Source organism: Pseudomonadales bacterium (assembly GCA_041395945.1).
Classification (GTDB): Bacteria; Pseudomonadota; Gammaproteobacteria; order Pseudomonadales; family Azotimanducaceae; genus SZUA-309.
The window spans coordinates 2642592-2664221 of record JAWKZN010000001.1 but is presented as its reverse complement, the minus strand read 5'-3'; the positions used below and the strand labels follow the sequence as shown (position 1 = coordinate 2664221).

General features: G+C 62.8%; 17 protein-coding genes. 11 read left to right on the top strand and 6 right to left on the bottom strand.

Annotation, left to right across the window (positions count from 1 at the left end):
* The first annotated feature begins 10 nt into the window (after positions 1-10).
* Genes zipA through dinG form a run of 4 tightly spaced genes read left to right on the top strand, consistent with a single transcriptional unit; the run spans position 11 to position 5870 of the window.
* Entirely contained in the window at positions 11-1093 is a 1083-nt protein-coding gene (gene zipA / locus R3E82_12245) for a cell division protein ZipA (protein MEZ5551654.1), read from the top strand.
* Complete coding sequence (gene ligA / locus R3E82_12240) at positions 1090-3147, top strand: NAD-dependent DNA ligase LigA (GenBank protein MEZ5551653.1); 2058 nt, start codon at positions 1090-1092, stop codon at positions 3145-3147. Before zipA ends, ligA begins: the two co-directional genes overlap by 4 nt.
* Positions 3140-3754, top strand: a complete 615-nt coding sequence (locus R3E82_12235; GenBank protein ID MEZ5551652.1) for a lysozyme-like domain containing protein — start codon at positions 3140-3142, stop codon at positions 3752-3754. The genes ligA and R3E82_12235 overlap by 8 nt, the downstream gene beginning before the upstream one ends.
* A 16-nt stretch (positions 3755-3770) precedes the next feature.
* Positions 3771-5870, top strand: coding sequence for an ATP-dependent DNA helicase DinG (dinG, locus tag R3E82_12230; GenBank protein MEZ5551651.1), 2100 nt, complete (start codon positions 3771-3773; stop codon positions 5868-5870).
* Here the strand turns inward: dinG and R3E82_12225 are convergent.
* Together R3E82_12225 and R3E82_12220 are read right to left on the bottom strand one after the other, a co-directional pair.
* Positions 5849-8722, bottom strand: a complete 2874-nt coding sequence (locus R3E82_12225; GenBank protein MEZ5551650.1) for an insulinase family protein — start codon at positions 8720-8722, stop codon at positions 5849-5851. The genes dinG and R3E82_12225 overlap by 22 nt on opposite strands.
* Before the next feature lie 34 nt (positions 8723-8756).
* Entirely contained in the window at positions 8757-9458 is a 702-nt protein-coding gene (locus R3E82_12220) for a DoxX family protein (protein ID MEZ5551649.1), read from the bottom strand.
* A 50-nt stretch (positions 9459-9508) separates the two neighbouring features.
* On the opposite strand from R3E82_12220, the gene R3E82_12215 reads away from it, so the two are divergent.
* The 6 genes from R3E82_12215 (at position 9509) to R3E82_12190 (ending at position 15435) form a co-directional block, all read left to right on the top strand.
* Complete coding sequence (locus R3E82_12215) at positions 9509-10429, top strand: hypothetical protein (protein MEZ5551648.1); 921 nt, start codon at positions 9509-9511, stop codon at positions 10427-10429.
* A 566-nt stretch (positions 10430-10995) separates the two neighbouring features.
* Positions 10996-11538: a glycine zipper 2TM domain-containing protein gene (locus R3E82_12210; protein ID MEZ5551647.1), complete on the top strand. Its 543-nt coding sequence runs from the start codon at positions 10996-10998 to the stop codon at positions 11536-11538.
* Between the two features lie 204 nt (positions 11539-11742).
* A complete protein-coding gene (locus tag R3E82_12205; protein ID MEZ5551646.1) occupies positions 11743-12045 on the top strand; it encodes a hypothetical protein in 303 nt (100 codons plus the stop codon).
* A 23-nt stretch (positions 12046-12068) separates the two neighbouring features.
* Entirely contained in the window at positions 12069-12740 is a 672-nt protein-coding gene (locus R3E82_12200) for a response regulator transcription factor (GenBank protein ID MEZ5551645.1), read from the top strand.
* On the top strand, positions 12737-14065 hold the full coding sequence (locus R3E82_12195) for an ATP-binding protein (GenBank protein MEZ5551644.1): 1329 nt from the start codon (positions 12737-12739) through the stop codon (positions 14063-14065). Before R3E82_12200 ends, R3E82_12195 begins: the two co-directional genes overlap by 4 nt.
* A 440-nt stretch (positions 14066-14505) precedes the next feature.
* Positions 14506-15435, top strand: a complete 930-nt coding sequence (locus tag R3E82_12190) for a sulfotransferase domain-containing protein (GenBank protein MEZ5551643.1) — start codon at positions 14506-14508, stop codon at positions 15433-15435.
* A 19-nt stretch (positions 15436-15454) separates the two neighbouring features.
* Here R3E82_12190 and R3E82_12185 read toward each other — a convergent pair whose 3' ends face one another.
* The 4 genes from R3E82_12185 to R3E82_12170 form a co-directional block, all read right to left on the bottom strand.
* Positions 15455-16231, bottom strand: a complete 777-nt coding sequence (locus tag R3E82_12185) for a polysaccharide pyruvyl transferase family protein (protein MEZ5551642.1) — start codon at positions 16229-16231, stop codon at positions 15455-15457.
* A gap of 13 nt (positions 16232-16244) precedes the next feature.
* A complete protein-coding gene (locus R3E82_12180; protein MEZ5551641.1) occupies positions 16245-19049 on the bottom strand; it encodes a DUF349 domain-containing protein in 2805 nt (934 codons plus the stop codon).
* An 18-nt stretch (positions 19050-19067) separates the two neighbouring features.
* Positions 19068-19307 carry a CDGSH iron-sulfur domain-containing protein gene (locus tag R3E82_12175; protein ID MEZ5551640.1) on the bottom strand — a complete coding sequence of 80 codons (240 nt, stop codon included), beginning with the start codon at positions 19305-19307 and terminating at the stop codon, positions 19068-19070.
* Between the two features lie 63 nt (positions 19308-19370).
* Positions 19371-20228, bottom strand: coding sequence for a crotonase/enoyl-CoA hydratase family protein (locus R3E82_12170; GenBank protein ID MEZ5551639.1), 858 nt, complete (start codon positions 20226-20228; stop codon positions 19371-19373).
* Positions 20229-20498: 270 nt separating this feature from the next.
* Here R3E82_12170 and R3E82_12165 point away from each other — a divergent pair, with 270 nt between their 5' ends.
* On the top strand, positions 20499-21629 hold the full coding sequence (locus R3E82_12165) for an acyl-CoA dehydrogenase family protein (GenBank protein ID MEZ5551638.1): 1131 nt from the start codon (positions 20499-20501) through the stop codon (positions 21627-21629).
* Position 21630 lies beyond the last annotated feature (1 nt).

The following is a 21630-nucleotide window of genomic DNA, read 5'->3' as shown; positions in this document are numbered from 1 at the left end:
GGAGCCGGAAATGGACATAAAAGATTTCATCCTGATTGGGGGCGGCCTTCTCATTGCCGCGGTGATCGCCCACGGTTTCTGGATTGCCTGGCTGGAACGGCGCAGGGATCTGCGCTTCGACATCCAGCCGGATCTGATACCGGATCTCATCGACGACATGGCCCGACTGAAAGGTGAACTGCCCAATGGCGGTGCGCGGGTGTCCCGTTCGCGCCGGGAAGAGCCGGAACAGAATGCTCTGCCCCTCGAAGATCCGCCGCCTCTGCTGCTCGAACCCAGCGAAGGCCCGCCACCGGCTCCGGTGCGATCCGACCGGACGCCGCCCGTGGGGCCTGAACAGCGTCGTGAGTCCCGATCCGGGACCCGCGCTGATACCCGGGCCGAACCCCGGCTTCAGATACCCGGCCAGGCTCAGGAGCCCCTGCCGGAGCGCGGTTTTGCGACTGTCCCTGGCGCAGGCGCACGTTCCAAGGTGGCCGATGTGTCCCTTCCCGAGCCACTGGTCACCGAACCGTCGCGCAATTCGCGCCGCCTGAGTCAGCGCCGTACCCCCGAGCGCGCAGGCTCAGCGTCCTTTTCCGGCGCTGCTGTTACCGATCGTGCCACGGCCAGCCGGCCCGCATCCAGTCGCTCCCTGGAGCGGGCTGAGCCCGCCGCGTCTGCGCCCGTAGAGGAACTGCTGGTCCTCAATGTGCTGGCAGATCGTCGTGCGCCCTACACCGGCGATGGTCTGTTCACCGTGCTGCGCTCGGAAGGGCTCAAATGGGGCGATATGAACATTTTTCATCGGGTGGAACCGCTGACCAAGGTCGTGCACTACAGCATCGCCAACGCGGTCGAGCCGGGCACCTTCGACATGTCCGAAATGGAGAGTTTCCGCTCCCCCGGCCTGTGTCTGTTTCTGCAGCTGCCGGGACCCGAGAATCCGCTGGAGGCATTCGAGGACATGTTGAAAGTTGCGCGAACTATCTGTCGCACCCTCGGTGGTGAGATCAAGGACGAGCAGCGCAATGTGATGACACCCCAGACGGTGGAGCATTACCGACAGCGTGTGCTGGAGTTTTCCCGGCGGCGCATGTCGAAGCGGGCATGACCGCAGGCGCAGGGCGTGAAGAGCAGCGGCGTGAGAAGAGCCGGCTCGAGGAACTCCGTGCGCTGCTCCATCACCACAATCATCGCTACCACGTGCTCGATGATCCCGAGATCGCTGATGCTCAGTACGATGCGCTTTTCGACGAACTCTGCGCCCTGGAAGCAGCGCATCCCGACTGGGTAACGCCGGACTCTCCCACCCAGCGGGTTGGGGCTGCCCCCCTCGCCACTTTCCGCCAGGTCACCCATGAACGGCCGATGCTATCTCTGGAAAAATGCACGACCCGGGAGGAGGTGGCCGACTGGCTGAACCGTTGCCGGACGCGCATCGATGCCGATGCCGAACTGCGCCTGACCTGTGAACCGAAGATCGACGGCGTGGCGGTGGCGCTGACTTACGAAGGTGGTGTCCTGACCCTGGCGGCGACCCGGGGAGACGGGGAGCGTGGCGAAGACATCACCGCCAATGTGCGCACCATCGGTGCCGTACCCCTGCGTCTGGTCGGCACCGACCTGCCGCCCCGGCTGGAAGTCCGGGGAGAGATCTACATGCCCCTGGCGGCCTTCGAGCAGTTCAATGCCGAAGCCCGACGGCTCAATCAGAAAACCCTGGTCAATCCCCGCAATGGAGCAGCCGGCAGCCTCAGGCAGCTCGATCCGCGACTGACCGCGACACGCCCGCTCACCCTGTTCTGCTACTCGATCGGCTGGGTCGAAGGCGCCTGGCAGCCCGACACCCATACCGAAGCACTGGAAAAGATGGCGCAATGGGGCTTCCGTACCAATCCCGAGGTAGGTCAGTGCGACGACCTGGAAGCCGTCTATGCCTATCTGGACCGGCTGCTGGCACGTCGGGATCAGCTCGGTTACGACATAGACGGTGTGGTGGTCAAGGTCGACTCGCTGCGGCTGCAGGAGCGCATTGGCACGGTCACCCGCAAGCCGCGCTGGGCCATCGCCTTCAAGTATCCGGCGGAAGAAGCCACCACACGGTTACTGGATGTTGAATTCCAGGTGGGTCGCACCGGTGCCGTCACCCCCGTCGCCCGACTCGAACCAGTGTTTGTCGGTGGTGTCACAGTCTCCAATGCCACTCTGCATAACATGGACGAAATCGCCCGCCTCGATCTGCATATCGGGGACAGGGTGATGCTGCGCCGGGCGGGCGATGTCATCCCCCAGGTCACTGCGGTGATTGCCTCCCAGCGACCGAAAAATGCACCAAAGGTGGTGATGCCTGAAACCTGCCCGGTGTGCGGCAGCGCGATCGTGCGCAGCGCCGATGCGGCGGTGGCACGCTGTTCCGGAGGAATCGCCCGCTGTCCGGCGCAGCGCAAGGAAGGGCTGCGGCACTTTGCCTCCAGACTGGCGCTGGATATCGAGGGCCTTGGTGACAAGCTCATCGACGTTCTGGTGGAGCAGGGACTGGTGCAGGAGCCCGCGGACCTGTTTCGATTGAGCGCTGAGACGCTCTCCGCGCTGCCGCGCATGGGTGAGAAATCTGCGGCCAAGCTGCTGGTTGCGCTGGACAGAAGCCGCAACACCACCCTGGCCCGTTTCATCTACGCGCTCGGGATTCGTGAAGTCGGTGAAGCCACAGCGCGCAATCTGGCCGTTCACTTCGGTTCGCTGGAAGCCCTGATCGCCGCAGATGAAGAAGAACTCACCACCGTGCCGGACGTCGGGCCCGCGGTGGCGCAGAGTGTGCGGGAGTATCTGGGTGATCCGGAAAATATCGCCAGAATTGCGCGACTGCGTGAGATGGGTGTGCGCTGGCCCGATCCGGTTCCGGGTGCAGGCAGCAGCGCGCCGCTGGCGGGCCAGACCTGGGTGCTGACCGGTACGCTGGAACAGATGACACGTCCCCAGGCCAAGGCGCGCCTGGAAGCGCTCGGAGCCACTGTCTCCGGATCCGTTTCCGCCAGGACCCATCAGGTCGTTGCCGGTCCAGGTGCGGGCAGCAAACTCACCAAAGCCGCAGAGCTGGGTGTGCCGGTGATGGATGAAGCGGCGTTTCTCGTGGTGCTGAACAGACTGGAAGCCGGTGATGCCTGACCCGCGCCTCATTGCCTTTGCCACTGCCATGCTGCTGCTGGGCCTGCATGCCTGCAGCAGCAAACCGCCAGCCCGCCCGGACAACATCTGCGAAGTCTTCGAAGAAAAACGCAGCTGGTACAAGCATGCTCACGCTGCGCAGAAAGAGTGGGGGCTGCCGATTCCCGTAGGCATGGCGTTCATTCACAAGGAGTCGAGCTATCAGTCCGACGCCCGGCCCGATCGGGAAAAGCTGTTGTGGGTGATCCCCTGGAAGCGGCCATCGAGCGCCTATGGCTATGCCCAGGCTACCAATGAAGCCTGGTCGGACTACAAGAAGGCAACCGGTGTCAGCTGGTTCAAGGAACGCGACGATCTGCGCGATGCGCTGGATTTTGTCGGCTGGTACAACGATCGCAGCGCCAGGCGTCTGGGTCTGAAGAAAACCGACGCCTACAGTCTTTACCTCGCCTACTACGTGGGGCCAACCGGCTATGCGAAAGGTGTGTGGCGCAACGATGCGAAAGTGAAGGGCTACGCGCGCCGCGTCGCCCAGCGCGCGGCGAACTATCAGCGGCAGCTCAATGGCTGCGAAAAGCAGTTCAAGAAATCCTGGTTCTTCTTTTGAGTGCCCGCGAGTCGCGATGACCGAAACAATTCTCGGCCCGACACTCAAGGAAGACATTCAGGTCGCCTACCGTTCCTGGCTGGGTGCCCGGGGTTTCCGGCCGCGCCGCGGCCAGCGCGAAATGATCGCCGCCATCGCCCGCACGCTCACCGGTGCCGAACCGCGGCTGGCTGTGATCGAAGCCGGCACGGGCACCGGGAAGACCGCCGCTTACGCGCTGGCAGCGATTCCGATCGGTGCGGCGCTGGGAAAAACCGTGGTCATCTCCAGCGCAACCGTCGCTCTTCAGGAACAGGTGGTATTCCGGGACCTGCCGGATCTGAAATCCCGTTCAGGGCTCGAGTTCAGCTTCGTTCTCGCCAAGGGGAGAGGCCGCTACCTGTGTCTGAAACGGCTGGACGATCGGCTCAAATATGCAGGTGCGGGCGAAACACCGCTGTTCGAAACTCCCCTCTCCGGGGCGGCGGCTGGCGACGATGTGCAGGCGGTGTACCAGTCGATGCTGCAGTCCTTCAGCGATCGTCAGTGGGATGGCGAACTCGACAGCTGGTCCACACCCCTGGATGCGGATCTCTGGCGCACGGTCACCACGGACCATCGCGGCTGCAGCAACAACAAGTGCAGCTTTTTTAAACAGTGTCCCTTTTTCAAGGCGCGAGCCAGTCTCGCCGGCTGCAATGTGATCGTAGCCAACCACGATCTGGTTCTCGCTGATCTCTCCCTGGGTGGCGGTGCCGTACTCCCGGATCCTGAGGACTGCATCTTCATCATCGACGAAGCCCATCATCTGCCTGCCAAGACCCAGCAGCACTTTTCCGCATCCACCCGGCTGCGCAGCACCTCGGCATGGCTCGACACGGTGAGTACGGTATTTGGCAGCATGACTCAGCGCTTCGGCAGGCCCGAGGCGCTGATGGCCCTGGCCACCCGCTGTGCGGAACATCAGGATGCCGGTGGCGGTGAGCTGCTTGCGCTGTCGGACGCTGTGCAGGCGCTGCCCTTCGAACCAAGGGATGATCACACCGCCTGCCACCGCTTTCCCGTGGGCGAGATTCCCGCGGGACTGTCGGAACTGGCCGCCCGGGCATACCGGAGATTCCGGCTGCTGGCGGAAGACATCGATCGGGCCCACGAAATGCTGCAGGACGTGGTCCGGGGTGAGCTGCACTGGGAGCGCGCGTTTGAAGCGGAAGACTGGCTGCCTGCACTGGGCACGCTGCATGCCCGGGCCCAGGCGACCACCCGTCTGCTGGAAGACTATGCCCGGGCTTCAGGCGGCAGCGCCGGGCCGGTATCCGGCGCTCATGCCCGCTGGGCCAACCGCTACGATGAGGACGTGGAACTGGTGAGCGCGCCAATCCAGCCGGGCACCCTGCTGCAGGACGCCCTCTGGTCGCGCTGCTTCGCCGCGATATGCACTTCGGCCACCCTGACCGCGGTGGGTCGCTTCGATCGTTTCCTCGAGCGCTCGGGACTGGCGGCAGCGATGACGCTGCGTATTCAGAGTCCTTTTGATTTTCAGCGCATCGCCGTGCTGCACGTTCCTGCGATGAAAGCGGAGCCCTCGGACTTTGCGGCGCACACTGCGGAAGTCGCCGAACGCCTGCCCGATCTGCTCGGCGATCAGCACGGCAGCCTGGTGCTGTTCACCTCATGGCGGCAGATGTTCGCCGTGCTGGATATGCTCGACGAAGCGCTGCGTGCGGGTATCAAGGTACAGGGCGAACGCTCGAAACAGGCACTACTGGACGCCCATCGCGCCGACGTGGATGCGGGCAGGCGCAGCGTGATCTTCGGCCTTGCGAGTTTCTCCGAGGGCGTGGATCTGCCGGACGACTATTGTCGCCACGTGATCATTGTGAAGCTGCCGTTCTCGGTCCCCGACGATCCGCTCGACCAGGCGATGGCCGAGTGGGTGGAAGCCCAGGGTCGCAATGCCTTTTACGATATCTCGGTACCCGACGCCGCGCTGCGGCTCGTGCAGGCCTGCGGGCGACTGATCCGGCATGAGCAGGACTGGGGGCGGATCACCCTGCTCGATCGACGCATTGTCACCCGCCGCTATGGCCGGGATCTGCTGGCCTCCCTGCCGCCCTATCGACTCGAGGTGGCCTGAGTGGTCAGCGGGATACCACCGGCGGGTACTGGTACACCGCGTGTGGGCACCTCTTCGAAGTGACCCCGGTTGAAGACCAGCACCCGGGCGCTGTCGAGGCGGCCGATCACGCCCTGCAGATACTCGATCATGTCCTGCTTTGAGAGTGTGCCGATGAGTTCGGCAATGCGCAGCTGGGAATCGAAGGTGGTGACATCCGCGGACAGCTCTGCCCAGTAACGCCTTGAACGTTCACCCAGGTTTTTGTCCCGTTCGGTCAGTCGACTGATGAGTGCCGCCTTGTGCTGGTCGAAGTCACTCTGCGCCAGTGCACCGAGCGCGCCGATCTGCTCTTTCATGAAGGTGCGGGTGGCTGCCTCAAGATGTGCGGATGATGCCACCGGTGACTGGATGATAAACGCCAGTCCGCCCTGATCTTTGAAAGTCCGATTCGAAAGGTTGACCACGTAGCCCAGCTGCTGTTCGGTGCGCAGTTCGCTGAAATATGCCTGTCCCAGCAGTTGTCCGGCGAGCGCACTGCGGGCGCGATGGGGATAGCCGGGTTCCGGATCCTGCACGTAGAGCGCAATGGAGGCGTCGTTGTGATCGATGGGGACTTCCTGCAGCCAGTTCCGATCAATGCGTGTCAGGCGGGCACGCTGTACAGGAAAATCCGCCAGCGGCAGGTGGCGGCTGAGGTGCTCGCCGATCTGCTGCACGGCGCTGGTGTCCATGTTTCCATGTGCAATACCCACCACGGCGAATCTGGCAAGCCGGCTCTGGCGCCAGGCTTCCAGATCGTCGGCGCCGATGCCCGCCAGGGTGTCTGCGAGCTGATCCGGCGCGAAGCTGTCGGAGAGCATGAGATTGTTGAGCGCGGAAAAGGTCTGGGAGTAGGGGCGCTCATTGCGGAAATTGCGCCACTCGCGGATCAGTTCGGCCTTGTAGAGTTCGAACTTGCCCGGATCGACGGCCGTGCCGGTGAGGGCTTCGAGAACCGCATCCAGCAGGCTTGCCTGTTTGTCCGAATAGCCCGACAGGTTCAGGGTGAAACCCGCTGCGTCCACGCTGAGCTGATAGCCCAGGCCCGCCAGGTAGGCGGGGTAGGTATAGCGGTTCAGTGTGTCGACTACCAGACGCTGATACATCTGTGCCATGGCGAAGTCCCGGGCGCCATTCAGACCATTCCGTACACCCAGCGTGAAATACTGGTTGGCTCTGGGCGTGCCGAACTCCACATCGAGATCCAGCCAGAGATCCAGATTGCTTTGCTCGGGCTGGCTGACCGCAAGTATCGGTCCGAGGTCATCCGGCGGCAGCAGCTCGAGCCGCTCCGGGAGAAAAGGATTGGGTTCGGGAAGGTGCAGACCCCGCTGGTTCACTTTACCCATCCGCGCAGGTCGCCGTTCCAGGCGATAGGGCACCTCGAAGAAGCGCTCCAGCCGATCGGTTTCCACATCCGCTCCCGAGACCTCCATCAGCAGGTTCTCAGGGGTGAGGTAACTGAGGTAGCGCTTGATCAGCGGGCCATCGAAACCACTCATCAGGTAGGGGGCAATGAGCACGTCCTCGGGCGGATAGAGGGCCAGTGCCGGGCCGGTACGATAGACGAATCCGGTGGCGCTGGTCGCTTCCTGAAAGCGGAAACCCAGCTCGGCGACCCGGGCCTGTTCATCGTAGCGCCAGGCTTCCGGCTCTTCTCTGTTAAGCAGCGCGATATAGCCGAACAGAGCTTCGGTGATCGCGGGTATGTCGTTCCAGCCCTCCTCGGTCAGTTCGATATTGATGCTGAGGAAGGCATTGCGGTCATCGAAGCGGTTGGTCCCCGCGGCGAGGGATTCGATGAGTCCCCGGGCCTTCAGACTCTGGTGCAGACTGCCTTCCCCCTCGTGACCGAGCAGGTTGGTCAGATAGTCCGCCGGCTTGGTGCGATAGTAGGCTTCGGTTGCGGGAATCGGAAAGTTGTAGCTGACACTGTGCTGGGCCTTCAGCGTCTGGTAGGTGAGTACGCCGGGCAGCTGTTCGTCAGTGAAGACGGGCTCGGGCACCGGTGCAGGTCCGATGCGGCGATCCGCGATGGCAGTGAACATCGGTTTGATCCAGCCTTCGAGTGTGTCGAGGGATTCGGCACCCAGTGCCACCAGGATCATCTGATCGGCGCTGTAGTTGTCGTGGAAGAAAGTCGCCAGGGCAGCATCGATCTCGCCGGAGAGGGTTTCCAGACTGCCGATATTGAAGCGGGCACCGGCATAGTCCGGATTCATGACCGCCTTCAGGGCAGCCCAGCCGCGCCAGCCATCGTCCTTGCGCTGCAGCTGGTATTCCGAATCGACCGCGTTGCGCTCCCGGTCGACATAGGCCGGGTCGAATGCGGGAGCGATGAAGAACTGGGCGAATCTGTCCATGGCGGCGGGAAAATGCTCGACCTGCACATCGAAGAAGTAGTTGGTGTGGTCGGCAGCGGTATAAGCGTTGGTCGAGCCGCCGTGGGCGTCGATGAACTTCTGATAACCGTCAACCTCGGGATACTTTTCGGTGCCCAGGAACAGCATGTGTTCGAGAAAATGGGCGAGCCCCGGGAAATCTGCCGGATCATGATTGCTGCCGCGCTGCACGGTCAGGGAAGCCGCCGCTTTGTCCGTGGCCGGGTCGGATACCAGGAGCACCCGCAACCGGTTCTCCAGCACCAGGTAGCGGTACTCCCGGGTATCGTTAGGACTCTTGCGCACCTCGATGGTGGCTGAGGTCGCCTGAGGGATGGCGTCTGGATTGCTGGTGCAGGCCGTCAGTGTCAGGGCGAGGACCAGAAACAGGGGGATACGGGAGTGGTTCACCGTTCTACCGTTGCTGTGAAAGGGCGCGATTATAGGCATCTGTAGGTCATGCTGCAGGAACAGTTGCTCGATCTCAGGCTGGGGAGCGCTCCGGTGGTAACCGTCTTCGGGCCAGCCGTCCCAGATAGTAGTCGAGGCTCAGATAACGGCCGCCACCGATGACGGCCAGTGCCAGCAGCATTGCGAAATAGCTGGCGGCAAATTCGATGCCGCTGTTGAGTTTGACGATGCTGCCGCTGCCGTTGAGGTAGCGCCAGTTGCCTTCGCGGCGAAGGATGTCTTTCGCCACATCGAGCCGCTTCGAAGCTTCGATCGTCCGCTCATTGACGTTGTAGCAGTGCACGAAGCGCTGGAAGAGGCTGGCCTCGGCCCGTGCGGGATCCTCCGGAATGCAGATCGGTGAGGGATTGGATGGCGCGATGGCCGCCCAGCCGTTGTCGAGATGCACAGACCAGGCCGCCACGAACATCACTACCGCCAGCGGCAGGGCGAACAGTCGCACACCGAGACCGAGGAGCAGGGCGATGCCGCCCAGGAACTCGCTCCAGGACGCCAGAAACCAGGAAACATCCGCAGGGATGAGATTGAAGGGAAAGGGGAAGCTGTCGAGGCTTGCGCCGAACCAGTTGAATCCGGTGATTTTCTCCCAGCCCGACGCGATCAGTACCGGCCCGAGAATGAGGCGCAGCAGCAGAGACGCGAGACCGTCGAAATGGCGCAGCGTGTTGACTCCCCGGTCATACAACGCCGTGGTGGATTCGATTAGAGTGGCCATTCGCGGGGAATCCCTCGTTAAATGCAGCCTGTTAGACCCATCGAGACCTCATGGTTCCCCAAGTTCTGTCCCTTGCCGAGCTGGTTCAGATTGCCGCCCCCGGTCAGGAGATCGCAGCGGCGCAGCGCCTGTTCAAGCGGCTGCCGGCAGATGCGCCCGGGGATTGGCGCAGACTGGCCGTGGCGCTGGCGCTGCGAACCGTCGCGTCGGGCCGGCGTGTATTTGGTATCAGCGGTGGGCAGGGTGCGGGCAAGACTACGCTGGCGCATCTCACCTGCGAGGCGCTGCAGGCGCTGGGGGTGAACAGTCTGAGCCTGTCTCTCGACGATTTTTATCTTTCCCGCGCCCGGCGTGCCGAACTGGCCGGATCCATCCATCCGCTGCTGGCGACCCGGGGTGTGCCCGGCACCCATGACGTCGTCCGGGCGCGGGCGGTGATCGCCGAGCTGCTGGCAGGTGTCGCCTGCGAGGTGCCGGTATTCGACAAGGCGAGGGATGATCAGGGCGCGGTCCGGCGCATCAATGCCGCTGTGGAGGTGGTGGTGTTCGAAGGCTGGTGTCTGGGCGTGCGTCCCCAGCCGCCGGACGCCCTGACGTTGCCCTGCAATCCGCTTGAAGCACTGGAGGATGGCGAAGGGCACTGGCGTGGCTTCGTCAACGAACGGTTGCGGCTCGACTATCCGGCGTTATGGTCCCTCATCGACGATCTGCTGTTTCTCGCAGTACCGGATATCAGCGCCGTGCATCGCTGGCGGGCACAGCAGGAGGCCGGACTGGTCAGCGCTGCACAGCGCGATGCCGCTGGACTCGCAGCGGGCATGGCTGCGGGTATGGATGAAGCGCAATTGACCCGCTTCATCGCCCACTATGAACGGCTCACGCTCTGGGCACTCGAGGATCTGCCGCGCTTTGCGAACCTCACGGGTCACCTGGACGGACATCATGCGCTGGTGCGGCTGGATGCCCGCTAGGGAACCTTTGAACAAGTATCACTGCCTCAGCGTGTCTTCCCGGCGCTGTGGCTTTCCTGTCCTCAGGAACGCGCGCTTCGCCGGCAATGGTGGTTCCATTGCCAAGAAGTGCAACGCAGTCCACAGCGCCGGGAAGACGCGCCCTCCGGGAGCTTCTCGCCGCCGCCACTGCCGCGTTGCGACCCTCACCAATACAACCAGTATTGCTTTCGGATCGCGCCTTGCAGTGACGGCGGCGAGAAGCTCTGAGGCAGTGATACTTGTTCAGAGGTTCCCTAGGCTGCGCCCTTCACCAATTCAGTGCTGAGGACCCCTGCGGTTGATCTTGCCAGGCCAGCGCAGCTGCCGAGCGAGGCCCGGGGTAGCCCGTCCTCGCCCTCGCTCTGATCAACCGCCCTCCGAACTCCCTGGCGGTCTCATCCGGTCGGGCCGGCGTGAAAAATCCGTCACGGCTGTGGCCGAAGGCGCCTCCCGGAGCCCGGTTTTCAAGGGCTTTCGGGCATTCAGAATGTGTTCAGTCTGCTGCCGCTAATCTGCCGCCACGAACATCAATAAGGAGCAGTTCGATGTCTGTGGCAAAACTGATGATTCCCGTCCTCCTGGTACCTTCTCTGGCGATGGCCGGTACCAGCTACGACCGGGCTAAAGTGGTCGGTGTGGATCCGGTGTACGAGACCGTGACCTATCGGGTGCCGGTGGAGCAATGCCGACTCGAACAGGTTCCGGTGTCCTACGACACCCCCCGCAGCCCGTACCGTTCCTACACCGGTCCGATTGTCGGCGCCATCATAGGTGGTGCGATCGGCAACGCCGTGGGTCATAACAAGACCAACAAGAAGGTGGGTACTGCGGTGGGTGCGGTGCTGGGTGGTACCATCGGCCGGGACATCTCCAACCGCAATGCAGCCAGCCGGGAAGGCGATTACTACCGGCAGCCGGTGAGCTACCGTACCGAAGAGGTCTGTGAAACCGTGCAGGAGTCCCGGCAGGAGATGCAGCTGAGTGGCTACGATGTCACCTACCGCTATGCGGGCGAGTTGTTCACCACCCGCATGGATCACGACCCGGGTAAATACCTGCGGGTGCGGGTGCACGTCACGCCGGCCTGATGGGATTTGGGGGTACAATGACCGCCGTACGCAACGCAGACAGTTGCGTGCGGCGGCACGGAAAGAGTCGGAAAGAAAGAGTCGGACAGAAAAGCTCGAAACGGAAGTACCGAAACAGAAAGCCCTGAAACAGAAAGCCCTGAAACAGAAAGCCCTGAAACAGAAAGTACCGAACGGAAGAATCGCTTGAGAAGGTCAGAGCAGTTGAGTGTGAGGCAGACGGTGGGGCGCAGAGCGCTGATCGGCCTGCTGCTGGTGCTGCCGATGGCGTTCTCACCCGTTGCCCGTGCCGATCAGCAGGCCGAGCCCAACTACTATTCCAGACCAGCCGGTATCTCTCTCGAGCAGGCGGCCGACATGGTACGTCGCGAGACCGGTGGCCGGGTGCTTTCCGCGAGCCCGGTCAACAAAGGCGGCCAGCGCGGATACAACATCCGGGTGCTGGTTGATGAAAAGCGCGTAAAAAATTATTACGTGGACTCGGAAGGCCGCGTTTCCTCCCGCTGAGCCAGTCACGAGGATCTCAAGTCATGCGCATTCTGGTGGTGGAAGACGAGCCGAATCTCTCGGCCCAGCTCAAGGCCCGACTCAAGGAGGCAGGCTTCATCGTCGACGTGGCGGCGGATGGCGAGGAGGGTCTTTACTTCGGTCGGGAATACGATTACGACGCCGCCGTCGTCGATCTCGGGCTGCCAAAGCTCGATGGCATCGATCTGATCGGCGAACTGCGCAAACTCAACCGGGAGTTTCCGGTTCTGGTTCTGACCGCCCGCAGCAACTGGCAGAACAAGGTGGAAGGCCTTGAGGCGGGTGCAGATGACTATCTCACCAAGCCTTTCCAGATCGAGGAACTGCTGGCGCGGATCAATGCGCTCATCCGTCGGGCCGCCGGTTATGCTTCGCCGGTTATCATTCAGGGTGATCTGCGCCTCGACACCGCGAAAAAGGAAGTGCGGGTCGCAGAGAGTCTGATTGAACTCACCGCGTACGAGTACAAGGTGCTCGAATACCTGATGCTCAATCCGAACCGGGTCGTCTCCAAGGCCGAACTCACCGACCACCTGTACGAACAGGATTTCGATCGGGACAGTAACGTGATCGAAGTTTTCGTCGGCCGCCTGCGCAAGAAACTGCTGCCGGTGAATCCGATCCGCACCATCCGCGGCCAGGGCTATCGCTTCAATCAGGAAACCGCTGCTTGAAGGCAGGGATCCAGACCCGCCTGCTGGTGATCACCACAGTAGTTCTCGGCACCTTCCTGTCTCTGGCAGGTGTTGTTCTGGACCGCTCGTTTCGTGCCAGCGTGCTGGACAGCGCGGAAGAACAGCTGCGCCTCGTGATCTATTCCCTGATGGGGGCCGTGAACGATTCGGCGGCAGGCTTCAGTTTCGGCGGAGAACTGCCCGAGCCTCGACTCAATCAGCCCGAGAGCGGCCTCTACGCCCGGATCAACGCCTTCGACGGCAGGCCCGACTGGCTCTCTCCCTCAGCCATCACCACCGGTGTGAACTTTCCAGCGGATGGACCACTGCGTCCGGGTGAATTCAGATTCGAAGCAGCCAACGGCAGCGAATCTGCTGTAGGGCGTTTTTTTCTCAGCTATGCGGTGATCTGGGAGGAGTCGGCGGACGCGCTGGTGACCTTCTCGGTGGGGACCGATCAGCGACCGTTCCTGGCGGCCATCGACAATTTCCGTCGCAATCTGTACATCGGGCTCGGCGCCGTCACGCTGTTCTTCGTGCTTGCACAGTATCTGGCGGTGCGCTGGGGGTTGCGGCCGCTGCGCACCATGGCCAGCGAGATCAGTGAGCTGGAGGAGGGCCGTCGGGATCGGCTGTCTGCGGACTATCCGGTCGAGGTGCAGGCACTGGCAGTGAATCTCGATCGATTTGTTGAACACGAACGCCGCAGCCGCAGCCGCTACCGCAAGGCCATGGAAGATCTGGCCCACAGTCTCAAAACACCGCTCGCGGTGATCCGCAATGAGCTCGCCTCCCGGGATCCTGCCCAGGCGCTGCTGTGTGAGCAGCTCGATCGCATGGAGAGCACGGTCACCCATCAGCTCAGTCGTGCCGCTGTGACCGGACCGGTGGTGGTCGGCAGACCGGTTCCGCTGGCCACTCTGGTGGAGCGGCTGCTGCGTGCGCTGCGCAAAGCCTATGCGGACCGGACCATCGAAGTCGAAGTCCGCATACCCGGAACTTTGAACGTGCGCGGTGATGAGCGGGATCTCATGGAGATGCTGGGCAATCTCATCGACAACGCATTCAAGTACACGCAGCAGCGTGTCCGGATTTCTGCCAGTGGCAGCAGCCCCGTGGTGGTGGTGGTGGAAGACGATGGCGCGGGCATTCCCGTCGCGCTGCGGGAGGAAGTGCTGAATCGCGGTACCCGGGCGGATGAAATCCAGACAGGACAGGGCATAGGGCTGGCGATGGTGCAGGAACTGGTCAGCGCCTATGGGGGCAGCATTGCCATCGGAGCCAGCGCACTGGGCGGGGCGGCGGTGAGTCTGCGTCTGCCATAGGGAAACTCAATCAGAGTCCCCCTGGGCCCCCTGGCCGCTCGCTTGCGCGAGAAAGCGTCGGATTCTCCCCCGCGTCATGAACAGCACATCCAGTTTCCGCTCGCCGTCCGTCAGCGTCGGATACCTCCGTATACCCTTCTCGCGCGGCGCCTCCGGATGTTCGAGCACGTTTACCCGGGTGATGGCGATGTCCGGGAAATCCGGCTGCAGCTTTTCCAGCGACAGACCTGCCGCTCGGCAGCGGCCTCAGCGGGGTGAGTGGTAAAAGACGACTGTTTTCATCGAAGGTTCAGGTGCGCAAAGTTCCGTGGAGGATAGGCACAAAGCTTTTTTGGATCCAGCCCGGACTGGGGGCAGGCGACTCCGGCGTTGACGGGCCGGTAGTGAGCGGTGACAGTGCCTGCTGCAACGGTGTTGGGATTAACAGAAGGAAGCACGCGATGAGCGATCTGCCTCGACGGGAACACGTTTATCAGAACCACCATATGGACAGCACCCGCTGGAACTGGTTCACACCCCGCAGCGACGACATCGTGATCGCGACTTCCTACAAGGCGGGTACCACCTTCACCCAGACCATCGTCGGCAATCTGCTGTTTCCCGATGGAGATCTACCTGGACCAGCGAGCTTCATCTCACCCTGGCTGGATCAGCGGGTTTTTCCGCTGGAGCTGGTGCTGGGTCAGCTGGAGGCTCAAACCCACAGGCGCTACCTGAAAACCCACCTGCCGCTGGACGGGATCCCCTACAACGAACAGACGAAGTACATCTGCGTGTCGCGGGATCCACGGGATGTGTTCATGTCGCTGCTCAATCACTGGGGCAGTCACACGGAAGCGTTTTACACGGCGATGAACAATGTCCCGGGGCTGGTTGGTGACCCCTTCCCCCGCCTTCTGGACGACACCAAGACCACCTGGCGCACCTGGATGACGAAGAGCGGGTTCGAGTGGGAGATCGGCGGATACCCTTACTGGTCCCATCTGAGTCATGCACTCACTTACTGGCGCTACCGGCATCTCCCCAACATCCTGATGCTGCATTTCAATGACCTGCTCGCAGATCTGGGTGGTGAAATGCGGCGCATTGCCGGCTATCTCGACATCGATCTGCCGGCCGGGCAGTGGCAGGACGTCGTGCGGCGCTGCAGCTTCGAAGAGGTGAAAAAGGATCCGGGGAGGGTGGTGGGGGAGAACATCGATTTCGCTTTCAAGGGGGGTGCTCACACTTTTATAAACAAAGGAACCAACGGACGCTGGGTCGGCGTGCTGGATGAGGAAGATCTGGCGCTGTATGAAGCAGTCATGGCGCAGCTGCCTGCCGAGTACCGGAACTGGCTGGAAAATGGACGTACGGGCGGGATGGACTGATTGCGCGGTGGCCCGGAGGTTAGCGCGGCAGAAAGGGAAAGCTGGTGCACAGGGCGTCTTTCAGCGTCTCCAGCTCCTCCCGTCGACAGTCACCGATATGGGTGGCGATATCGTCGAGGGTCGGTAGCGAATCCTCGATGCGCAGCGGTTCCGGAGCGTCGAGGCCGAATGCACCGTAATAATCGGCGTATTTGAATCCCTCTCCGCGCTGCCTGTCCGAGACTTTCAGCCAGCAGTTGGGTACCCGGTAGCTGTCGGCCACCACCAGTCCGTGCAGGCTCGAGGACACCACAAAGTCGCAGGACGCGATCTGAGCCACCACGCTCGGCGGTGGATCGAAGACGTCGATGATGCGGCTGCCGCTGATTCCCGCGGCAAGGGCCGCGATGGAGCCATCCTCCTGATCCCGATAGTGCGGGACGATGCCGAGCCGGGTCCGGCGCTGCGGCTTCGACGGACCGAACACACGATCCACCAGCAGACCTGGATCACCGAATACCTGGACAGAATGGTTGGTGATACAGGCGGCAGAGAGCGGTCCGCGCAGGGCGTGATAGTGATGGCGGCTGGGTGCGGGCGCGCGTGCGGCGATATGCCCGGTTCCCCAGACCTCGACACGCCGGTTCCAGAAGTGCTCGGTCGCACGCTGCAGCAGACTGCCCACGGCGACGAGGTCGCAACTGGAAAACTCCGCGTGCACGATCGGACGCCCGCTCAGATACTCACAGATCAGCGGTGACAGCCAGTCGCCGAAATTGGGCTTGGAGTGGGACCAGTGCAGCTTGAGAGGCGCCATGGGCCCCGCAGACTCAGAGCTTTTCCAGCACGTCGAGTGCGGCGAAAAAACGGGATCTGAGCCCGGCCACATCTTCGAGTTTCGGTCCCAGTCGGCACCAGTCCTCGGCCAGCGCCCTGGCGTCTGTGCGCAACGCCCGTCGGCCCATGCCGGAGTTCATGATGTCGACCTGGATCGCCAGCCGGGTATCCCGATCTGCCGGCGGAGAATCCAGTCCGGCGGCGATCTCCGCTTCGATGGTCATGCGCTGCAGTACGTCGGTGGCCACCGGCGCCGTCGACGTCCAGCGCTCCAGGAGCAGCGCATCGGTCGGCTCGGCGCCGGCTTCTGCGCCTTCGGCACGCGCGCGCTCCTGAGCGCTGACAGACTCATCCAGGGTCTGCAGTGTGCGCAGACGATTGCGTCTGCTGGCGGCTGCAGCATCCCGGAGGGCGAACTGATAGCTGCGGGCGAGATCGTCGAAACGTTTCTGTGCTGCCCGCTGGCTGCGTTCGGGGAGCAGGGGCAGGGATTCGAAGCGTGTCTGAAAATCGCTCAGAACCCGCTGCTCGGGCCGGTGGTCGGCATCCAGCGCCGCGACGGCCGCGGCAAACTCGGCAAGCAGCTGCCCGGTTGCCCGTTCATCCGCGATCGCGGCGTCTCTGGCGGCCGCTCGAGCGTCGTCGAGCCCGGCAAATACCCGGTCACTGGCCCGGCGCAGCGCCTGCCAGAGCTGCTGATCCGGACGCCGCGGGGTCGGTCCCACCGCCTGCCAGCGCCGCTGCAGCGCTTTGCTGGCGGCTGCGCGCTCGGACGGACTCAGCTCCGAGGAGAGCAGGGCTTCCGCCTCGGCAACGATGCCACGCTTGGTTTCCAGATTGCGCTCCCACTCGGCCCTGATATGGTCGTGGAGTCGAGCCTGCAGCGACTCGAAGCGGGCCTGAATCTTGTTGCCGGCACCCCGATCCACCGGGTGCAGCGGACGCCAGGCATCCCGGGCGGTGCGCATGATTTTTTCCGCTGCCTTGTAGTCGGCCCGGGGCCAGTCGGTCTCTTCCAGATAGCGCTCGAGCTGGGCACAGATCTGTTCCCGGGCGGCAAGATTCGCGGCGCGCACCTCGGCCTGCTCGGCAAAGTAGGCGCGGCAGGGTTCGAAGGCGCGCTCCGCAGACTGATTGAAGGTCTCGAGCAGAGCCCGATCCTTTGCCTGGGTGATGGGTCCCAGGGCGCGCCATTGGGCACGCAGATTCTTGATGCGCTGGGCCTGATCGGCGGGTGGCAGAGGCGCATCCGCCAGCCGGGCGATGGCCTCGCACAGTGCTTCACGCTTGGGCGTGGTCACAAAGGTCTGCCAGTCACGCAGCTCGCCCAGTCGCGCAGCATCCTGGCCCAGGCGTCGATTCAGCGGCTCCGCGAGATGTTCAGGCAGGCGGCGCAACTGGGCACGCAGTTGCTTGAGACTGGCCTGGGCCGCCTGGCTCTGTCCCTGCTCGACCTGGCTGTCGAGGGTGGCCAGCAGCGCTTCCGCGGCATCGCGCTCGGTTTCCGCCTGGGCCAGCAGTGTGTCGATCCGCGCCTGGGATGCAGTCTGAACTGCCAGGAGCGTAGAGAGGGGCTCGGCCAGCGGCGCCCAGTCCGGCCAGTTCAGGCGCGCTAGAGCCTGTCCGATCTGCCGCAGCTGGCCGCGCTGTCTGCGCACCTGCTGCCACAGTGCCTGGGCCGCGTCGGCCTCTCCGGGAATCTGCTCCGGCAGACTGTCCTGCGCGAGCTGTGGGATCTGGATCCCTGCGAGCTTTTCCCGGGCGTCCGCCAGCTCCCGGTAGGCGTGGGATATCCGCTCGAACACCGCATGCTGAGGTCCGCTCGGCGGCTGATGATCTGCGGCGACCAGCCACTGCTCGGTCAGCGTCTGGCGGGTGGCGGCCAGCGCATCGAAGTCCGTGCGGGTTTGCAGATCCTGCTCGAGGCGTTCGAATTCGCTGACCAGATGGATGAAAGGGTCGATACCGGCGGGCAGGTCGGCTATGACGGGCTGAGGGTCAGCCGCGGCAGGTTCGGCACTTATCTTGACGCGCAGCTGGTCGAGACGCGTCTGCTGATCGGCCAGTGCACTCAGCGGTTCGCCGCAGGCGGCCATCCCGGGTGCAAGCTGCTGCAGATCCGCCAGCGCTGAGTCTGCTTCGACGAGCAGCGCGCGCTGCTTCTGAATCTGGCTGATATCGGCCTGATTGAGTGAGCGCTCCAGTGCATCGAGAAGTTCATCGAGCCGCGTCTGCAGGTGTTGCGCCTGAGTACGGCTGGTCCGGATGGCATCGAGTCCGGTTCGGGCCAGACGGTTCAAGGTCTTATCCCTGTTCCGGGTGCGTCGCTCAAGCTCCGTCAGCGCACTCGACTGCTTGAGCAGGGGTGCGTCGAGGAGTCTGTCACGCGCGCCGCGTTCGGCGCGCAGCAGAACGTCGATCAGTACAACCGGATCGTCAATACCGGCAATGCGCTCCGGGCTCGGTGCCAGACACAACAGCGAGCGGGCAACAAGCGGGTGGTGCCGGTGCGGGCTCGAGGTGTCGGAACCCTGAGCGAGCAGATGTCTGCCGAGACGTTCTGCCGCTGCTTCGGCAAAGTCGTCGGCGTCCAGCAGCGCAGCGAGCTGGCTTTCATCGCTGAGATACTCGAATGCCGCGCGTCGCACCCGATCATCCGTATCGCTGCGAACCATGGCCGCCAGGGTGGCCTGACTGGCCGCGGCCTGGTCATCGTCCAGGGCAGTAATGGCGGCAAGGCGATCCGCCGGATCCGGGGCGTCGAGCCGTTTCTTTGATTTGAGAAGCTTGGAGAGCATGTGATTACCGCGGATCTGTCACAGCGAGTTGTGGGTATCATCGCACAGGGGCGCACCGGCGGTTTTCTTGCAGCCGCAGAAATACAGGGTCCGGTCCTTTTCAGCGGTATAGGCCATCGGCGTGAAGCCGGTGCCTTCGTGGGACCCATCACAGAAGGGTTGTCTGCCGCTGCGGCCGCACGCGCACCAGAAGTATTTCTTACCGCTGGCGACCTCCACGGGGTACGGGGATTTCTGTGCGATTGTCGGTTCTGTCATGGTTCCTCCTCGACGGGGTGCTGATGCGGGGCTGCGTGTGAAAACCCGGGCAGCCGGGCGAGTTTACGAAAAGGGCCGTTCCTCCCACCAGGGAAAGAACTCGGGCAGATCGGTGGACACCTTACCGGGAAACTTTGCAGGGCGTTTTTCCAGGAACGATTGCACACCTTCCTGCGAGTCGGCAGAGCGGCCGGTGTAATAGACGCCTCTGGAATCGATCTTGTGCGCTTCCATGGGGTGATCGGCTCCGAGCATGCGCCACATCATGTGGCGGATCAGGGTCACGGAAACGGCCGAGGTGTTGTCGGCGATTTCCCGGGCGATGGCGCGCGCAGCATCGAGCAGTTCGTCCTTGTCGTGCACACTGCGCACCAGACCCGCCGCCAGTGCCTCGGCGGCCGGGAAAACACGACCGCTGTAACACCACTCAAGGGCGCGATTGATGCCGACCACCCGGGGTAGAAAGTAACTCGAGCAGGCTTCCGGAACGATGCCGCGACGGGCGAAGACAAAACCGAATTTGGCGCCATCTGAAGCCAGACGGATGTCCATCGGCAGGGTCATGGTAACCCCTACGCCAACCGCAGCGCCGTTGATGGCGGCGATGATGGGCTTCTTCAATTCGAAGATCCGCAGGGTGAGTATGCCGCCACCATCGGGCTGCAGACCGGATTCGCGATCTCCCCGGGCGTCGGCATTGAAGGTGTTGCCCCCGGAAGACAGATCCGCACCGGCACAGAATCCGCGGCCTGCGCCGGTGACGATGATGGCGCGTACAGAATCATCGGCGTCTGCCCGATCGAAGGCGTCGAGCATTTCCGCGAGCATCTCCCGGTTGAACGCGTTGAGAATCTCGGGTCGATTGAGGGTGAGAGTCAGAATTGCATCGGCAACTTCGTATTTGATGGTGTTATAGGTCATGACGCCCCCTTCAAGTGAGCCGGCTATGTTGCCTCGAAGTGGCGGTCTTTGCCATTGGCGGTCCTCACGGGGTGCCAAGGATCAAGCGTTCGGGTATGTTGGCGCACTGGGCGGTTGTGCCGGTATGCCGGAAAGTCCGGGCCTTGCCTGCCGGTCTCTGGTCCGCGGCCGCCGCCGGAGTGTTTCAGGACAACTGCCCGTGGAGACCGGTCCGCGCGGATACCATCAACTCAAGCCGAGACCGGCACAGACCGGTCATTAGGGGATTCCATGGATTTTTCTTTTTCCGACGAACAGACCCTGCTGCAGGACAGTATCGGAAAGTTCATCCAGAACGACTACGCCTTTGCGGAGCGGCAGAAGCTGGCCAGGTCTGAGCAGGGTTTCAGCAGCGACAACTGGCGTACCTTCGCGGAACTCGGCTGGCTGGGGGTGCCTTTCACGGAGGCGGACGGTGGCTTCGGCGGCACTGCGGTGGACGCCATGATCGTGATGGAGCAGTTCGGCAAAGGGCTGGTGATCGAGCCCTATCTCGCCACGGTGATTCTCGCCGGCGCAGCGCTCAAGCTTGCGGGCAGTGTGGAGCAGAAAAACCGCTATCTGTCCGGCATCATCGATGGGTCGCTGCAGAGTGCGTTCGCTTTCGCCGAGCCCCAGGGACGCTTCAACCTGGCGGATCTGACGACCACGGCGACCGCTTCCGCGAATGGCTGGGTGCTCAACGGCTATAAGGCGGTCGTGCTCAATGGACCAGCCGCCGACTTTCTGGTGGTGTCGGCACGCACTGCGGGTGGGCAGCGCGATGCGGAAGGTGTGTCACTGTTCATCGTTCCCGCAGATGCAGAAGGCCTGAGCCGGCGTGATTATCCCACCGTGGACGCCTTCCGGGCTTCGGAAATCACCTTCGACAACGTGCAGCTTTCTGCGGATGCGCTGCTCGGCACGGCGGGAGCGGCACTGCCGATCATCGAGCAGGTCATCGACGAAGGCATCATCGCTGTCGGTTCCGAAGCGGTAGGCTGCATGGAGGTGCTCTACAAGACCACTGTGGAATACTGTAAGACCCGGGAGCAGTTCGGCCAGCCGATCGGCAAATTCCAGGTACTTCAGCACCGCATGGTCGATATGTTCATGGAGCATGAACAGGCCAAGTCCCTCATGTACATGGCTGCCATGCGGATGGACGAAGGTTATGGTGATACGGCCCGCAAGGCGGTGTCTGCCTTCAAAGTACAGGTCGGCAAGTCCGGCCGCTTCGTGGGCCAGGGTGCGGTGCAGCTGCATGGCGGAATGGGGATGACCGATGAGCTCAATGTGGGGCACTATTTTAAACGGCTCACCATCATCGACACCCTGTTCGGTAACGTGGATTTCCATCTGAAGCGTTTCGGAGGACTCTGAC

What these genes read in the sequence shown, in the direction of transcription:
- R3E82_12170 (MEZ5551639.1), bottom strand. Translation starts at nt 20,228, where the DNA reads ATGACCTATAACACCATCAAATACGAAGTTGCCGATGCAATTCTGACT.
- zipA (MEZ5551654.1), top strand. Translation starts at nt 11, where the DNA reads ATGGACATAAAAGATTTCATCCTGATTGGGGGCGGCCTTCTCATTGCC.
- R3E82_12165 (MEZ5551638.1), top strand. Translation starts at nt 20,499, where the DNA reads ATGGATTTTTCTTTTTCCGACGAACAGACCCTGCTGCAGGACAGTATC.
- R3E82_12210 (MEZ5551647.1), top strand. Translation starts at nt 10,996, where the DNA reads ATGTCTGTGGCAAAACTGATGATTCCCGTCCTCCTGGTACCTTCTCTG.
- R3E82_12235 (MEZ5551652.1), top strand. Translation starts at nt 3,140, where the DNA reads ATGCCTGACCCGCGCCTCATTGCCTTTGCCACTGCCATGCTGCTGCTG.
- R3E82_12220 (MEZ5551649.1), bottom strand. Translation starts at nt 9,458, where the DNA reads ATGGCCACTCTAATCGAATCCACCACGGCGTTGTATGACCGGGGAGTC.
- R3E82_12200 (MEZ5551645.1), top strand. Translation starts at nt 12,069, where the DNA reads ATGCGCATTCTGGTGGTGGAAGACGAGCCGAATCTCTCGGCCCAGCTC.
- R3E82_12215 (MEZ5551648.1), top strand. Translation starts at nt 9,509, where the DNA reads ATGGTTCCCCAAGTTCTGTCCCTTGCCGAGCTGGTTCAGATTGCCGCC.
- ligA (MEZ5551653.1), top strand. Translation starts at nt 1,090, where the DNA reads ATGACCGCAGGCGCAGGGCGTGAAGAGCAGCGGCGTGAGAAGAGCCGG.
- R3E82_12185 (MEZ5551642.1), bottom strand. Translation starts at nt 16,231, where the DNA reads ATGGCGCCTCTCAAGCTGCACTGGTCCCACTCCAAGCCCAATTTCGGC.
- R3E82_12180 (MEZ5551641.1), bottom strand. Translation starts at nt 19,049, where the DNA reads ATGCTCTCCAAGCTTCTCAAATCAAAGAAACGGCTCGACGCCCCGGAT.
- R3E82_12175 (MEZ5551640.1), bottom strand. Translation starts at nt 19,307, where the DNA reads ATGACAGAACCGACAATCGCACAGAAATCCCCGTACCCCGTGGAGGTC.
- R3E82_12190 (MEZ5551643.1), top strand. Translation starts at nt 14,506, where the DNA reads ATGAGCGATCTGCCTCGACGGGAACACGTTTATCAGAACCACCATATG.
- dinG (MEZ5551651.1), top strand. Translation starts at nt 3,771, where the DNA reads ATGACCGAAACAATTCTCGGCCCGACACTCAAGGAAGACATTCAGGTC.
- R3E82_12225 (MEZ5551650.1), bottom strand. Translation starts at nt 8,722, where the DNA reads ATGCCTATAATCGCGCCCTTTCACAGCAACGGTAGAACGGTGAACCAC.